General features: G+C 70.6%; 12 protein-coding genes. 4 read left to right on the top strand and 8 right to left on the bottom strand.

Annotation, left to right across the window (positions count from 1 at the left end; all coding sequences use genetic code 11):
• Position 1: 1 nt before the first annotated feature.
• From IHV25_RS02505 to IHV25_RS02490, 4 genes are all read right to left on the bottom strand, one after another.
• The gene (locus IHV25_RS02505) at positions 2-1,270 is read right to left on the bottom strand and encodes a flagellar motor protein MotA (RefSeq protein ID WP_242018735.1); all 1,269 of its coding nucleotides are present in this window, start codon (positions 1,268-1,270) and stop codon (positions 2-4) included.
• 821 nt (positions 1,271-2,091) lie between these two features.
• Positions 2,092-3,603, bottom strand: coding sequence for a hypothetical protein (locus IHV25_RS02500; protein ID WP_192533377.1), 1,512 nt, complete (start codon positions 3,601-3,603; stop codon positions 2,092-2,094).
• Between the two features lie 91 nt (positions 3,604-3,694).
• Positions 3,695-4,420, bottom strand: coding sequence for an SDR family NAD(P)-dependent oxidoreductase (locus tag IHV25_RS02495; RefSeq protein ID WP_192533376.1), 726 nt, complete (start codon positions 4,418-4,420; stop codon positions 3,695-3,697).
• Between the two features lie 68 nt (positions 4,421-4,488).
• Positions 4,489-5,049 carry a hypothetical protein gene (locus tag IHV25_RS02490; protein ID WP_192533375.1) on the bottom strand — a complete coding sequence of 187 codons (561 nt, stop codon included), beginning with the start codon at positions 5,047-5,049 and terminating at the stop codon, positions 4,489-4,491.
• A gap of 248 nt (positions 5,050-5,297) precedes the next feature.
• Between IHV25_RS02490 and IHV25_RS02485 the strand changes: the two genes are divergently transcribed.
• On the top strand, positions 5,298-5,582 hold the full coding sequence (locus IHV25_RS02485; RefSeq protein WP_192533374.1) for a hypothetical protein: 285 nt from the start codon (positions 5,298-5,300) through the stop codon (positions 5,580-5,582).
• Positions 5,583-6,116: 534 nt separating this feature from the next.
• On the opposite strand, the gene IHV25_RS02480 is transcribed toward IHV25_RS02485, so the two are convergent.
• Entirely contained in the window at positions 6,117-6,845 is a 729-nt protein-coding gene (locus IHV25_RS02480) for an aspartate/glutamate racemase family protein (RefSeq protein WP_192533373.1), read from the bottom strand.
• 361 nt (positions 6,846-7,206) lie between these two features.
• Positions 7,207-9,057 (bottom strand): ABC-F family ATP-binding cassette domain-containing protein, encoded by a 1,851-nt coding sequence (locus IHV25_RS02475; protein WP_192533372.1) that lies wholly within the window; start codon positions 9,055-9,057, stop codon positions 7,207-7,209.
• 1,073 nt (positions 9,058-10,130) lie between these two features.
• Here IHV25_RS02475 and exbB point away from each other — a divergent pair.
• Genes exbB through IHV25_RS02460 form a run of 3 tightly spaced genes read left to right on the top strand, consistent with a single transcriptional unit; the run spans position 10,131 to position 12,096 of the window.
• Entirely contained in the window at positions 10,131-10,898 is a 768-nt protein-coding gene (gene exbB, locus IHV25_RS02470) for a tonB-system energizer ExbB (protein WP_192533371.1), read from the top strand.
• 5 nt (positions 10,899-10,903) lie between these two features.
• The gene (locus IHV25_RS02465; RefSeq protein WP_192533370.1) at positions 10,904-11,335 is read left to right on the top strand and encodes a biopolymer transporter ExbD; all 432 of its coding nucleotides are present in this window, start codon (positions 10,904-10,906) and stop codon (positions 11,333-11,335) included.
• A complete protein-coding gene (locus tag IHV25_RS02460; protein WP_192533369.1) occupies positions 11,332-12,096 on the top strand; it encodes an energy transducer TonB family protein in 765 nt (254 codons plus the stop codon). Before IHV25_RS02465 ends, IHV25_RS02460 begins: the two co-directional genes overlap by 4 nt.
• On the opposite strand, the gene IHV25_RS02455 is transcribed toward IHV25_RS02460, so the two are convergent.
• Together IHV25_RS02455 and dcm are read right to left on the bottom strand one after the other, a co-directional pair.
• The gene (locus IHV25_RS02455; RefSeq protein WP_192533368.1) at positions 12,083-12,817 is read right to left on the bottom strand and encodes a very short patch repair endonuclease; all 735 of its coding nucleotides are present in this window, start codon (positions 12,815-12,817) and stop codon (positions 12,083-12,085) included. The two genes, IHV25_RS02460 and IHV25_RS02455, sit on opposite strands and share 14 nt — an antisense overlap.
• Before the next feature lie 25 nt (positions 12,818-12,842).
• Positions 12,843-14,075, bottom strand: coding sequence for a DNA (cytosine-5-)-methyltransferase (gene dcm / locus IHV25_RS02450; protein ID WP_192533367.1), 1,233 nt, complete (start codon positions 14,073-14,075; stop codon positions 12,843-12,845).
• Positions 14,076-14,280 lie beyond the last annotated feature (205 nt).

The following is a 14,280-nucleotide window of genomic DNA, read 5'->3' as shown; positions in this document are numbered from 1 at the left end:
GCTAGCCGCTGTGGTCCGGGGCGGACGGTCCCGGGCCCGGGTCGGGGGTCTGGGCTGCGCTCAGGGTCGGACCCGGCCCCTGGCCCGGGATCAGGCCCTGGGTTTGCCCCTGGCTCTGGCCGGGCATCGGGCTGGTCAGGGTCCGGGCGAGCATCCGGATCTCGCTGCGCATCTCCTTGATGATGGCCTCGCGCCCGCTGGCGGCCTGGTTTGCGATGTAGCTCAGGGCCGAGTCCATGTTCCGGATGTGGGTCGCGACCTGGTCTCCGGCGCCGAGCGAGCCCGCGGCGGGAGCCTGGGGCGCCGCCATATGGTCCAGCAGGGCCGAGAGCTGTTTCAGAAGGGGCCGCAGGTCCGCCTGGGTCTGGGCCAGCTTCAGCAGGACGGCCTGCTCGGTGCGCATCTGGTCCGTCAGGATGACCATGGTTTCGCTCAGGGTGCGGATCTGGGTGTTGGTGGAGATGGTCGTCTCCTCCGAGCGCGCCAGGGTGTGGCTCAGTTCGTCCAGGCTGTCGGCGGTTTTCTCCAGCAGGGCCTGGGTGTAGGCGGGCAGGGACGGGCTGCCCTCCTCCAGGGAGCCGCCGGGGGCGCTGAACCGGGTCTGGCGCGACAGCCAGTCTTCCAGGCCGTTGTAGAAGTTGTTCTGGGCCTGCCCCGCCTGGAGGTCCAGGAACCCCAGCACCAGCGAGCACGACAGCCCGAACAGGGAGGACGAGAACGCCGTGCCCATGCCGGACAGGGGGGCCTCGAGGCCGCTTTGCAGGTCGGCGAACACCACGCTCAGGTCGTCCGAGGTCAGGGTCAGGTCGCCGATCACCTGGGCGATGGCGCTGACCGTGCTCAGGAGCCCCCAGAAGGTTCCCAGCAGTCCCAGGAAGATGGTCAGCCCCACGAAGTAGCGGGCGGTTTCCCGGTTCTCGTCCAGCCGGGAGGAGATGCCGTCCAGAAGGGTGCGGGTCGAGATGGCCGAAAAGCCCACGCTCCGGCGCCCCGAGAACGCCTGGGCCACCGGCGCAAGAAGGCGCGGGGCCTGCGAGGGGGGCGCGTCTCCGGTGGTGAAGTCCTCGAGCCAGCGCATGTCCGGGCGCAGGGACAGGGCGTTGCGGAAGCTCAGGAGAACGCCCACCAGGCCCACGCCCAGGATCACACCGTTCAGCGCCGGGTTGGCCATGAAGAAACCGGCCATCATGGGGGCCAGGGCGCCGCCCAGGGCTCCGACGGCGACCAGGAAGACACCCATGCGGATCAGGAACACACGAAGCGGTCTCATGGTGGCCTTTCATATCGGGTCCGGTCCGCAGACGGGAGCCGGAGGGGCGGTTGGCGGTGCGGCCCGGGGCGGGTCCCGGGGATGCGGTGGCGGAGATCCCGCACGGCGCGGTCCGAAGGGGCGCCACGGGCGGCCCGTCGCAGGGGCGGGCGAGGCGCACACGAAGGGCTATCTGTCCCGGGGCCGGCCGTCGGGTCTCGTGATTCCGGGGCCCCAAAGCGCCCGCGGATCCGTCGTCGTGGCCGGTGCGCAGGGCCCGGTGCTTGTCCCCGGTGACCCGTCTCCGGTGCCCGGTGACCCGTCTCCAGTCCCCGGTGGCCAGGACAACGGGGGCCGCAGTTCGGGATGTCACGGATCCGGTCGTGCGAGCCTGCACCGGGTGGTGGCGCAGGGGCCGGGTTTGGCCACACACGGCCCCGAAAACCCACAGGATTCGAGGACAATTTCAGCAAACAAGGGATTTTTCACGAATGCCGCGCCGGGGTCAAGCCCGACGCGAGCAGGACGCCGCCCCACACCGCACCCGGGGAGGGGTGCGGGGGTGCCCGTTCGGTGGCCATGGTCTGCAAGGGGTAGCGTCCCCGGGCGCTCGGAGCGGCTCACCGATCCGCTGTCGGGTGCCCGGGTCCGGGACGGGCAGCGTCGGGTGCGGGCGGACGCGGCCGGGGCCGTCGGGGCGCGCCTCTCACCGCGCTTCGGGCGGGTGCGGTCCCGGTGCGGAGGGATGTGCCGGGTTCGGGCGTTCCCTTCCGGGGGCGTTTCGTGGTCGCCCCTGCCCCCGTTTCGGCGTGCGCGATCCCGGTGCGGGAGAGCCCGGCCTCTCAGGCTGCGGGGGCGCCGGAGAGCACGCCGGACAGCTCCATGAACGCAATCAGTCCGTCCAGGGCCAGCAGGTTCACAAGGGTGTAGGGGCCGTTCGCAATCGGGCCGAACTGGAACGGGGTCACCGTTGTCGAGCGGGTCGAGGCCAGGCCCGAGGACAGCAGCAGGGCCGCGGTATAGGGCGACGTGGATGTGACCAGGGACCAGGCCCCCGCATAGGCCACGGCCATGGTTTCCGGGTTGAGCCCCAGGTGCGCCGGGGTCGGCATGGTGGAGGCAATCAGCGCCACGGACAGCAGCGGGCTCATGCCCACCTGCCCCAGCAGGATCGCCAGCCAGGGGACGGCGGCAATCAGCACCCACGGGGGCAGGTCCAGCCAGTGGATGACCGCCGGAACCCAGGTGTCGGGCAGGGCGGCGGCCGTGACCAGGGCGATCAGGGTCGAGCCGCCGATGATGCCCAGCTCGTTGGCGTACTTGGGGAACGCGTTGCGCAGGTGATGCTCGGCCCGGCGCCCGGTCTCGCTCAGGGCCCCGCTCAGGCCGCGGGCGGGCACTCCCTGGATCAGGATCCACCCCAGCGCAAAGAACGGGCAGACAATCATCACGCCCAGAACCAGGCGCACGTCGAGCATCTCCTCGACGAACCAGCCGGAGCTGAAGATCACAACCACCAGCCCCACGATCGCCAGAAGAAGCCACCAGGAGCCCGGGGTCTCGCCCGGGGTGCCCGTATCGAGGCCGCTGACATTGCCATTGCCATTGCTGGCGCCAGTCCCGCTGCCGCTGCCGTTGGCCCCGGCCGGTGTGCGGTGGGACAGGCGGTCCAGGAGCCAGCCCGACAGAAGGAAGGTCGCGGTCACCCCCAGAAGCCAGGGCAGGGTCCGCACCCAGGTGGTTTCCGGGAGGGCCGTGAAAATGACCGCGATGCAGATGGTCAGGGGGCACCAGATGGTGGTGGTCGAGAAGCCCCGGTGAATGGCCTGGGCCATGTGGCGGCGCAGGAAGGCGGCCTTGCGGGTTCTCTCATCGTTGGGGTCTCCGTCGGCGGCCCGGGTTCCCTCGTGGACCAGGGTGCCGAGAAGGGAGATCGTGCTGAAGTTCAGGATCAGGCCGAACAGGTGGGATCCGGCGGACAGGGCGCCGTAGCGCTGCCCGGGGGGGCGGCTGGCCAGGAACGTGCCCGCCCGCTGCATCAGAAGCGACGAGGACGCCGCATCGCGCAGGGTGCCAAAGCAGGTGAACAGGGCCCCCATGAAGGCCGAGGTGCCCAGAGCCTCGCGGAAGGCGGAGGTGGTCATGCCTCCGGTGGCAAAGCCCACGATGCCCAGAAGGGTGGCAATGAGAAGAAGGACACGGGTCGTCCGGGATACCCGCGGGAACATGAGCCCCAGGTACACGAGGAAGGCCCCGCCCGAAAGCCAGGTGACCAGAACATGAGCACCGGCGGCCAGTGCGAACGTGGAAAGGACGACTGTCAGCAGACAGAGGCCCGCACCGAGAAAGAGCACCGAAGTTGTCCCGACTATGGATCCTGTTGCCGGTTTCTCCTGCGGCGGTCTGCCCGAAGGGAAGGCCGGCCCCGGGGGGCCGGCTCTCTCGTCAGCCGTTTCGGTCTGCGAACCGGATAGTCTGAGCGTATTCTGTAAATTCGGGGACGGCAAGATCAAGAAAGGCCTCGGCGACCTGGTCCGGCGAGGGGTGACGGGTTTCGTCCTCTCCGGGGAAGGCCTTGGCCCGCAGGTTCGTGTCCACCGGGCCCGGGTCGATCAGGTTGACCCGCAGGGGCGAGACGTTGTGCACCTCGTGGGCCCACATGCGGACCATGGTTTCCAGTCCGGCCTGGGCCACCGCGTAGGCCGCCCAGTAGGGCTTGAAGCCCGTGGCGTAGCGGGACGTCGGGAAGATGGCGCGCCCGGCGCTGGAGGCCCGCAGCAGCGGGTCGAACGAGCGGATCAGGCGGTACTGGGCCGTCAGGTTTGTCTTGAGGACCGCATCCCAGTCCTTCGGCTTGATCATGTTGACCGGCGTCAGCGATCCGATGATCCCGGCGCAGGACACCAGGACGTCCAGGCGTCCGAAGCGCTCGAACAGGGCGGCGCCGATCTGGTCGACCTTGTCCGAGTCGGTGATGTCCTCGACGATGAGCGTGGCGGGCTTTCCCCCGGCCTCGCGAATTTCGTCGTCCAGCTCGACCAGCGCTCCTTCCGTCCGGGCCAGCGCGATCACGTGCGCGCCCTCCGCCGCAAACTTTTTGGCCACGGCGCGTCCGATGCCGCGGCTCGCGCCGGTGATCAGACACAGACGATCCTGAAGGCGATCCGCCATTCTCTTTCCCCTCCGTTGGTGTGGTGAAGCGCTGTCTGTTTAGACCAGGCGGCGGGTTTTGTCCCGGACTAAAACACCTTGAGGTGCGGGATCAGGCGGCCTCCCACCATCAGGCCCACGATGGCGGTGGCCGCTGCGGTGACCAGGACCGTGGCCAGGCGCCCGGCGAAAAAGAAGAGCTCCCCGTCTCCGATGTCGGCTCGCCGGGGGCGGATCAGCAGGGCCGGGAGCGCGGCGGCAAGCCCGAAGGTGATCCCGAACGCGACGGAGTTCACGGTCTGGCCCAGGGACGTGGTGATGAGCCCGCCCGCGGAGTCGCCGTGGGTGAGAGCCAGCATCCCCGCGCCGCGAAGGCCGACGAAGGCCAGGAGGAAGGCAACATAGCTCCCCGCCCCCAGGAGTGCCGAGTGGACCACAAAGGAAAATTCGGTGTGGCGCGGCGAGGCAAAGGCCGTCAGAACCCCGCAGACCAGCGCGGGCACGCCCACCGACAGATAGACCGGCGACGGAGAGAAGGCCCGCATCCGGTCAGACACCCCGAAGGTCAGGGATTCCTCGAACAGGATGAGTGCGCACGCAAGATAGAGCGCGATGGTGAAAAAGGCCTTCATCAGGGCATGGAACGGCATGGACGGGCCTCGCAGGTCGGTTTCTCGAGTGCGGTTGCGGGGGCATTTTTCATCGCTTTTGTGTTGTATGCAAGCACGTTGCACCGGAACAGGGGCCTGTCACCGGGGCGCTTTCCCGGCGCATGGGGGCCGGAGAGCCGGGGAGCGTGGCCTCCCGTCGGGGCGTGTGCCCGGGTTGTTTGTGCTTGCTGGGGTGCGCAAGAGCGTGCACACTGAAGTCATTACAATCAACATGGGGGGGTGTGAGCATGGTCCGTTCCTGGGTCGGTCGTGTTTTCGAGAGCTTTCTGAACTTCGCGTTCATCCTGTCCCTCATCGGGGTTCTGTTGTTTTCCCTTGGCATCGCGAGCGAGGCGGGGCACCCCCTGCAGGGGTCTCCCCTCATCGGTCTGTTGCTGGCCCTTGTCTCCCTGATCGTTGGAGTGACCGGTGTGATCCTCTCCTTCGGGCTGATTTATGCCATTCTGGATATCCGCGCGTCCCTCAGAACCCTTGTGGAGCGGGGCGAGGGCAACCGGACGCCGGACGCCTGATCGCATCCGCGTCCCGTCCGCGCCCGCTCCGGACAGCCGGGGCCGCTGTCCTTGTCTGGTGTCCTGGTCTCCGGCGGGTGTACCGCCGGGGGCTTCGGGCGCGGGGCGTGCGACCGGGCTCGGCACGCTCCGTCGCCGCGGGTGGCGGGTGGTCTCGTCGCCGGTGGGGTGCCGCAACCGGGTGGTTTCGAGCGGGGCGGACCTGGCCCCGCCTTGGTGTCCCCGAACGAGGGGGCGAACCCCGCCCCGACGGGCCCGTCCCGAAAAGAAGAGCTCGCCGTTCCGGACCGGATCGTGCGGGCTTTTTCTGTGGTGGATGGGGTGAGTGGGCGGGCTTCGGAACCGGATCCGGTGCGCATTGGGGCGCATCGGGGCGGTCATGCGCCGGGGCTCCGTTCCGGGCGCTGGTTCGGCGTCCATCGGGTCGGTCCGGGGCGCGGCTCCGTTCCGGGCGCTGGCGTGGCCCCGATGTGCGGGGCCCGGGTGTGGGGCGGGCGCGGGGCGCTGGCAGGGTGCGGCGCCGGTGTCCGGGGCTCAGCTGTCCGTCGGTTCGCACGAGGCCAGAGATTTCAGGGCCGCCATGCGGGCATGGATCCGGGCCGTGTCAAACAGGGGCACCGGGCTGTCCCCGTCTCCGATCAGCAGGCCGATTTCCGTGCAGCCCAGGATGACCCCTTCGGCCCCGCGGGCGTTCAGGTCCGCGATCACCTCCCGGTAACGGTCCCGCGAGGTGTCCTCGATCCGCTCCCGGCACAGTTCCTCGAAGATGATCCGGTCGATGTCCCGGCGCTGGTCCGCCTCGGGGACCAGAACCGTCAGGCCGTGGGATTTCAGCCGGTCCGCATAGAAGCCCAGCTCCATGGTGTACCGGGTTCCCAGAAGCCCCACGGTGCGGACGTCCGTCGTCAGGATGGCGGCGGCGGTCGCGTCCGCAATGTGCAGGAACGGGATCGACACCGTATCCTCCAGGGCGTCGGCCACCTTGTGCATGGTGTTGGTGCACAGAAGGAAGAAGTCCGCGCCTCCGCTCTCCAGGCTGCGGGCGGCGTCCGCGAGGATCCGGGCCGCGTCATCCCAGCGGCCCTGGCTCTGGCACTCCGCCAGCTCCTGGAAGTCCACGCTGTGGATCAGGCAGCGCGCCGAGTGGAGCCCGCCCCGGCGTTCCCCCACCACCGTGTTGATCTCCCGGTAGTAGGTCGCGGTGCTGGCCCAGCTCAGGCCGCCAATGAGGCCGATCAGCGCCGGTTTGTTGAGTGCCTTCATGAGCGTCTCCGGGGTCCACAGGACAGGGCGGGGGCCTGACATGTTCAGTCCCGGAAGGAAGCCACACACCCGTGGTCGTCGTAAGACGGCGGTGGGGCTTTTTCAGGGCGGGAGCGGGTCGGGGCAGACGCGGTTATGGGGCCCCCGGGACGGCTGGACGGGCAGGGGGCTGTACGGGCGCGCGGGTCCGTGGTGGGAGCGCCACTCCGGCGCCCCCGGGGAGCCTGTTGTAGGCGCGTGGGCCGGGAGCGTGGGTCAGCAGGAAGCGCCGGTTATGGTCGCCCCGGTTGGGTGAGAGCCGGGGCGGGGAGCGTCGGGCCCGGCGCGCGCTGGGCCTCAAGCGGCGGTCCGGGAGCGCGGGTCAGGCGCCTCCCTCCAGTTCCTCCCGCCGGAGCTCCAGGGTCAGCCACTCCTCCTCGCAGCGGGCCAGGTCGTTCGTGGCCTTCTGGTGGCGCTCGGCCTTGGCGGCGTGGCCGTCCGGATCCCGGCTGTAGAGGGAGGCATCGGACAGGGCCGCCTCCAGCGCCTGGAGTTCCTCCTGAAGCGCGGCCATTTCCCCGGGGAGCTCCTCCAGCCGGCGCTTCTCCCGGTAGGACAGCTTCGACGGCTTCGAGGGTTTCGGAGCCGGGCGCTCGGCGGCGCGGGCGGCGGGGCGCTCAGCCGACGGGCGGGTGTCACCCGAGCGCTCCGGGGTTCCGGTCTCCCAGGGCGGGCCCCCGGCCTGGGCGATGGCGTCCGTGTAGCCGCCCGCGTATTCGATCACGCCGCCGCGGCCGTCCAGCAGGATGGTGGAGGTGGCGACCCGGTCGATGAAGTCCCGGTCGTGGCTGACCAGAAGGAGCGTCCCCGAGTAGGTGGAGAGCATTTCCTCCAGCAGGTCCAGCGTCTCCATGTCGAGATCGTTGGTGGGCTCGTCCAGCACCAGCACGTTGGACGGACGGGCCAGGGCGCGGGCCAGCAGGAGTCGGTTCTTCTCGCCCCCGGACAGGGAGCCCACCGGGCTGTTGGCCCGGGAGTCGTCGAACAGGAAGTCCCGCAGGTAGCTGTGCACGTGGCGCGGGGTGCCCAGCACGTCCACCATGTCGCCCCCGGCGTCGCACAGGGTGTCCTTCAGGGTCTTGTCCGGATCCAGGCTGGAGCGTCCCTGGTCCAGGAAGGTCAGGGACAGTTTGGTGCCAAACCGGATGGTTCCCGCATCCGGCTCCAGCTCGCCCACCAGCATTTTCAGAAGCGTGGTTTTCCCGGCGCCGTTGGGCCCCACCAGGGCCACCTTGTCCCCCCGCAGGATGCGGGTGGTGAACGAGCGCACAAGGGTTCGTCCGCCGTAGCCCTTTTCCAGGGCCTCGGCCTCCACCACCATCTTGCCGGACTGGGAGCCGGTCTCCGCCTGGAGCCGGACCTGCCCGGGGCGGGCCACGGCGCTGGCGCGCTCCGTGCGCAGCTCCCGAAGCCGGGCAAGGCGCCCCTGGTTGCGCTTGCGGCGGGCGCTGATGCCCTCCACGGCCCAGCGGGCCTCCTCCTTGATCAGGCGGTCCAGCTTGTGGGCGGCGGTGGCCTCGTTCTCGAAGGTCTCGTCCCGCCAGGCCTCGAAGGCGTCGAAGCCCCGGTCCAGGCGGCGCACGGTGCCCCGGTCCAGCCACAGGGTGGCCCGGCTCAGGCGCGACAGGAACGCCCGGTCGTGGGAGATGAGAACCAGCGAGCCCCGGAAGGCCCGCAGCCGCTCCTCCAGCCACAGGATCGCCGGGATGTCCAGGTGGTTGGTGGGCTCGTCCAGAAGCAGGACTTCGGGTTCGGCCACAAGGGCGCGGGCAATGGCCACGCGCCGGGCCTCGCCGCCGGACAGCCCGACGGGCGAGCGGTCCGGATCCAGTCCCAGCCCCTCCAGAAGGCGGTCGGCGCGGTGGACCTCGGTCCCCTCGCTTTCCGGCAGCCCCGAGGCCACCGCATCGCGCAGCGACCCGAACCCGGACAGGTCCGGCTCCTGGGTCACCGTGGCCACCGTGGTCCCCGGCTTCCGGAAGACGGTGCCCGAGTCGGGCTCCAGGTCTCCGGCCAGGATCTTCAGGAGCGTGGATTTCCCCGATCCGTTGCGCCCGACAAGGGCAAGCCGGGCGTCGGGCTCCACGTCCAGGTCCAGGCCCCGGAACAGGGGACGGGCGCCGTAGCCCAGGGTGATTCCGCGAAGGGACAGAAGGGGGGGAAGCGCAGCCATTGGGAACCCTGACAGTCAGAAGGGAAACGGAAAACGAAAAACCGGACGCCCGGAACCGGATCCGGATCCCGCAGATCCCCGGTCCGGTGGACCCGGGGCCCTCCGGTTGGCGGGGCCTCGGGCGCGGGCGCGGGGCGACATCAGGACACGGCCGCAGACGGAGCTCCGGGGGCCCGCTCTGGGGCGCCGATCGGTCCGGGGCGTTGCCCGGCTCGGAACCGGGGTGGCCCGGAGGCGGGGCGAACTCCCGTTCGATCCGGCGGCCTGGGCCCTGTCCTGTGTCCGCGGTGGCATCCGGCGTTCCGGGCGTCGGGCGGTTGGGCGGGGCAGCGGCGGGCCGGGTGGCCGGGGTAGGGGGTTGGCGGGGTCCGGGACCGGCCGGACTGGGGTGTCCGGGGGGCGGTGTGTCCCCGGCCCTGCTGTGTAGCGTGGTTTGGGCAGGGACGCAACCGGTGCCCGCGCCGGGATTCCCAATGTTTCGGGGGGGCGGGGGGCTCGCGTTTGGGCCCGCGGGGGAAAGGACGGAAAAGGAAGGGACGGGCAGCGACAGGCGCCGAGGTGAAGGGCTGGGCCTGAGGTCCGGGCAGCCCGGAGCGGCCGGCGCGGCGGCGGGACGGTTCGGGACGAGCCCGGGGCCTCGCTGCCACGGGGCGGCAGGGTGGGCGGTGAACCCGGGTTGGAGGGGCCTCCGTGGCGCTGGCGGATGCGCCTCTGAACCCCCGGGGCGGTCGCGGACGTGGGACGGATTTCGGGCCCGGGGCTGCCCGTGGCCGAACAGCGTTGCCAGGCGGGAGTGCGCCGGAGTGGCCGAGATCAGGGAGGGGGCGGTGAGGCCGGACACGGGGGAGACGCAGGGGCACTTTGGGGCACTGGCTGCTGGGCTCCGTTGCGGAGGGCGTTGCCCGTGGCCGAACGGTGTTGTCTGTGGCGCGGGCGTTTTGCCCCACGTGCGCCGCGCGATTTCCCGGGGGAACACCCTTGACAAACCCCTGTAAAGAGAATGACTATCAGGCGCAATGCCGGCCGACATCGTCACGGTCGTATCCTGCCCCCGTTTCCGTGCGAGGTTCCGCATGCCCTCCCCCTCTGCCGTTCCCCCCTCCGCCCCGTCCCTCTCTGCCGCACCCGATCTCCCGGTGGCTTCGGACCTGTCCATTTCCGCCATGTTTCTCGGCGCCGACTTCATTGTTCAGACCGTGATCGTGGTTCTGGTCCTGGCCTCGGTTGCGACCTGGTCTGTCTGGCTTGTGAGATCCAGGGACATGCGGGCCGCCCAGGCGCGCCTGGGCACGGTTCTCGGGGTTCTGGAGACCGCCCGGACCCTGGACGAGGCCCTGCGGCTTCTGGACCGGTTCAAGGGCCCGGAGCTGGCCCTGCCCGGTTGCGCCCGGGACGAGCGGGCCCAGACGGCTGCGCGCCTTGCGCACATGCCCCTGTGCCGCGAGGGCATCAAGGAGCGGGTGGCCGCCCGGCTGGAACGGCTCGAGGCCTCGGCGGTGCACACGCGCACCACGGGCCTCGGGTTCCTGGCCACGGTCGGCGCGTCGGCGCCGTTCATCGGTCTGTTCGGAACGGTGTGGGGCATCATGAACAGCTTTATCGGCATCGCGGCAACCCGGACCACGAGCCTCGCGGTGGTGGCTCCGGGCATTGCCGAGGCTCTGCTGGCCACGGCGCTGGGCCTGGTGGCGGCCATCCCCGCGGTGATCCTCTACAACCTCTCCACCCGGCGCCTGAGCGCCTACCGCAAAACCCTGCGGGACACGTCCTCGGCCGTGATGCGGCTCCTGTCCCGGGATCTTGAGTTCGAGACCGCCACGGTTCTGCGGGCAGCGGGGTAGGCGCCATGGCCCTGTACCTGTCCTCCGACGCCGGGGAGCCCGCTGCCGGCGAGCTCTCGGAGATCAACGTGGTCCCCTTTATCGACGTGATGCTGGTTCTGCTGATCATTTTCATGGTCGCGGCCCCGCTGGCCACGGTGGATATCAAGGTGGACCTGCCGCAGGTCAATCCGGTTGCGGCGCCCCCGCGGGACACCCCGCCCCTGACCCTGAGCATCCGCGCGGACGGGGCGCTCTTCCTTCAGGAGGAGCCCGTCACCCTGGAGACCCTGGGCGCGGCCCTTGAAACCGCCAGCGGCGGCGACCGGGAGGAACGCCTGTTCATCCACGCCGATCAGGATCTGCCCTACGGCCAGCTGATGGGCGTGGTGGAGCGGGTTCGCGGCGCCGGGTTCCTGAGGGTCGCCTTCGTGGGGCTGGAGAGTGCGGCACCATGAGCCGTGACGTACCCGTCCTGCTGGCGGACGTGGCCCGTGAGGACCGGCCACCCCTGGGGTTGATCGTGGGGGCTACCCTTGCCGTGGTGGGGGTACATGTGATGCTGGGCGTGCTTCTGCTGGGGGTCCGTTCGCCGCCGCCCGTTGCGGCGGCCGAGCCTCCGGTGCTGATGGTGGACCTGGCTCCCGCGCCCGCCGCGCCTGCGGATGACGCGGCGCCCGACACGCCCCCCGAGGAGGATGCGCCACCTGAGCCCGCGCCCCCCGAGGAGCCTCCGCCTCCACCTCCGGAGCCTGAGCCGGAACCGGAACCCCGGGTCCAGCCCCCGGTCGAGCCCAAGCCCGAGCCGGCTGCCCGCCCCAGGCCTGTGAAGCCCCAGCCCAGGGCGGCCGCCGAGCCCCCGCGTGCAGCCCCGGCGGCCCCCTCAGCGGCGGCCGAGGCCCCGGCCCGGGCTCCGTCTCCGTCTCCGGCGGTGCTTCAGACCTGGCAGGGGCGTGTCCTGGCGCACCTGGAGCGGCGCAAGCGATACCCGGCGTCGGCCCGGTCCCGGGCGCTTCAGGGAACCGCCCATGTCGCTATTGTGATCGACCGGAGCGGCCAGGTTCTTTCGGCGGCGCTGCGCACCTCCAGCGGCCATGCGGCTCTGGACCGGGAGGCGGTGGAGCTGACCACCCGGGCCAGCCCCCTGCCCGCGCCTCCGGAGGAGATCCGGGGCAGCACCATCACCCTGGTGGTGCCGGTGCAGTTCAGTCTTCGCTAGCGGAGGGCGGGGCTCCGGTGCCCCGTCGCCTGCTGCGGTTCGTCTTCCCGGTCGGGGCTTTGGCCCTCCCGGCCGGGGCTTTGGCCGGCGCTGTCTGCGTGTCCGTCCGGACACCCGTGTTCCCAATGGCCCGCCCGCCTTTCTGCACCGGGGTGTGCGGGCCGGGCGCGGGTGCGGTGGCGGGCACGCAGGCAGCCCCGGTGGCGCCGTCGCTGGCAGCCTGGCGGGCCGTGTCGCGGCCGGCCCCCTTGGACGGGGCGGTGCCGGGCCGCGCCCCCTCGATACAGCCGCTGGCCGCGCCGGACTCCAGCCACTCGACAACCCGCTCCACCAGGGCCTCCGGCGCCAGGCGGGTGCGGCCCTTCAGGGCGCATTCCCAGACCGTGAGCACGCGCCAGCCCTGTGTCAGAAGCGCGTTCGCATGGGCGCAATCCCGGGCCCGGTTGCCGTTGAGCTTGGCTTCCCAGAACGCTGTCCGGGAGCCGGGAAGGCGGAACAGGTGGCAGTCATGGGCGTGCCAGAAGCAGCCGTTCACGAAGATCACAGCCAGGAAGCGGGGGAACACCAGGTCCGGGGTTCCGGGCAGGGTCCGGTCATGGATGCGGTAGCGCAGGCCGCGGGCAAACAGGGCCTTGCGCAGGGCGATTTCCGGAGCCGTGTCCCGGCTGCGGATCCCGGCCATGAGGGTACTGCGTTTTTCGGGGTCGAAAATGTCGGCCATGCCCGCTCCTTCCCCGGTCCGGGGCTCAGGCGCTGTGGATGAAGGGGCTCATCAGGCGGGCAACGGCCTCCACCACCGGCACGGCCACCGAGTTCCCGAACTGCCGGTAGGCCTGGGTGTCCGAGACGGGAATGACGAAGTCCTGCCCGCCGGGTTTGTCGAAGCCCATCAGGCGGGCGCACTCCCGTGGGGTCAGGCGCCGGGGCGGTCGCCCGCCGTCCTGATGGATCAGGATTTCCGAGCCGTCCTTATAGTAGCGCGCCGAGAGGGTCCGGGCCACATCCTCCGGTCCGCACAGGCCGAAGCCGAAGCCGTTGCCCCGGGCCCTGTGCCGGGCCGCGTACTCCTGAAGATAGGTCCACAGGTGGGTGCTGAGGGTGTAGCGCGGCGAGACCCGGCCGATGTTGCCTTCGGTGTAGGGGGGCTCGGGGGCCTCGGCGCCGTTTTCCGGATGCAGGATCGTGCCCAGCCGGGGGCCGGACGCGGGCTCGGGGCATTCGAGGGCGTCGAACCGGAAGGCGCAGGGATCCCGGAACCCGGCGATGAAGATCCGCTCCCGGTGCTGGGGGAGCCAGGATTTCGCATCCAGGATCCGGTACTGCACGTGGTAGCCCAGATCCTCCTCCAGCACCTTGCGGATCACGGAAAAGGTCCGGCCCCGGTCGTGACTGGCCAGGTTCCGGACGTTCTCCAGAAGGAAGGCCTTCGGGCGGTGGCGCTCCAGGATCTGGCGGATCTCGAAAAACAGCGTGCCCTGGGATTCACAGGCAAAGCCATGGGGGCGGTTCAGGGCGTTTTTCTTCGATACGCCCGCAATGGAGAACGGCTGGCAGGGGAAGCCCGCCAGAAGGACGTCGTGGGGAGGGATGTCGTCGTCGGTCCGCGCGGTGATGTCGCCGAAAATCGGATGGGCGTCGTGGGGATAGTTGGCGCGGTAGGTCTTCTGGCTGAACCGGTCCCACTCGCTGGTGAAGACGCAGGTGCCGCCGATGGTCTCGAAGCCGCGGCGCAGGCCGCCGATCCCCGCGAACAGGTCAATGAAGGTGAAGGGGCCCGGCGCGGCGGAATCCCTGGGCGTGCCCGCGGGCGTGCCCGGATCCGGCGAGGGGTGGCCCGGGGCCGCCGTTCCCGGTCCGGGTCTGTGCGGAGCGCGGGTGTCGCCCGGTTTGCCGCTGGCCCTGGGGGCGCGACCCGTCCGCGCGGGTCCGTCCGGCTGCGGGGATCCGGCGTTCCGCCCCGGCTCGGCGTAGGAGTTCATGGCACCGCCCTTCGTGTGGGGAGAGTCCGATACCCGGATATGGGGTCGGGGGCCAGGACATCATGGGAGCCCGGTGCGTGTCAACGGGTTTCCCGGGGGGAGTTGCGGGGGTGCCACCGCACGGGTCGTGTCCGGCCTGCGGCCGGGTGGTCCGGCGGGAAAGGGAGGCGGCCGGACGGGGTCGGGATCACGGGGGGCGGACGAT

The organism is Phaeovibrio sulfidiphilus, from assembly GCF_014861485.1.
Taxonomy (GTDB): Bacteria; Pseudomonadota; Alphaproteobacteria; order Rhodospirillales; family Rhodospirillaceae; genus Phaeovibrio; species Phaeovibrio sulfidiphilus.
This window is presented reverse-complemented; position numbering and strand designations above follow the sequence as displayed.

Coding starts and splice junctions, on each gene's coding strand:
- exbB (WP_192533371.1), top strand. CDS start 10,131: ATGCCCTCCCCCTCTGCCGTTCCCCCCTCCGCCCCGTCCCTCTCTGCC.
- IHV25_RS02460 (WP_192533369.1), top strand. CDS start 11,332: ATGAGCCGTGACGTACCCGTCCTGCTGGCGGACGTGGCCCGTGAGGAC.
- IHV25_RS02490 (WP_192533375.1), bottom strand. CDS start 5,049: ATGCCGTTCCATGCCCTGATGAAGGCCTTTTTCACCATCGCGCTCTAT.
- IHV25_RS02455 (WP_192533368.1), bottom strand. CDS start 12,817: ATGGCCGACATTTTCGACCCCGAAAAACGCAGTACCCTCATGGCCGGG.
- IHV25_RS02505 (WP_242018735.1), bottom strand. CDS start 1,270: ATGAGACCGCTTCGTGTGTTCCTGATCCGCATGGGTGTCTTCCTGGTC.
- IHV25_RS02475 (WP_192533372.1), bottom strand. CDS start 9,057: ATGGCTGCGCTTCCCCCCCTTCTGTCCCTTCGCGGAATCACCCTGGGC.
- IHV25_RS02495 (WP_192533376.1), bottom strand. CDS start 4,420: ATGGCGGATCGCCTTCAGGATCGTCTGTGTCTGATCACCGGCGCGAGC.
- IHV25_RS02465 (WP_192533370.1), top strand. CDS start 10,904: ATGGCCCTGTACCTGTCCTCCGACGCCGGGGAGCCCGCTGCCGGCGAG.
- IHV25_RS02480 (WP_192533373.1), bottom strand. CDS start 6,845: ATGAAGGCACTCAACAAACCGGCGCTGATCGGCCTCATTGGCGGCCTG.
- IHV25_RS02485 (WP_192533374.1), top strand. CDS start 5,298: ATGGTCCGTTCCTGGGTCGGTCGTGTTTTCGAGAGCTTTCTGAACTTC.
- dcm (WP_192533367.1), bottom strand. CDS start 14,075: ATGAACTCCTACGCCGAGCCGGGGCGGAACGCCGGATCCCCGCAGCCG.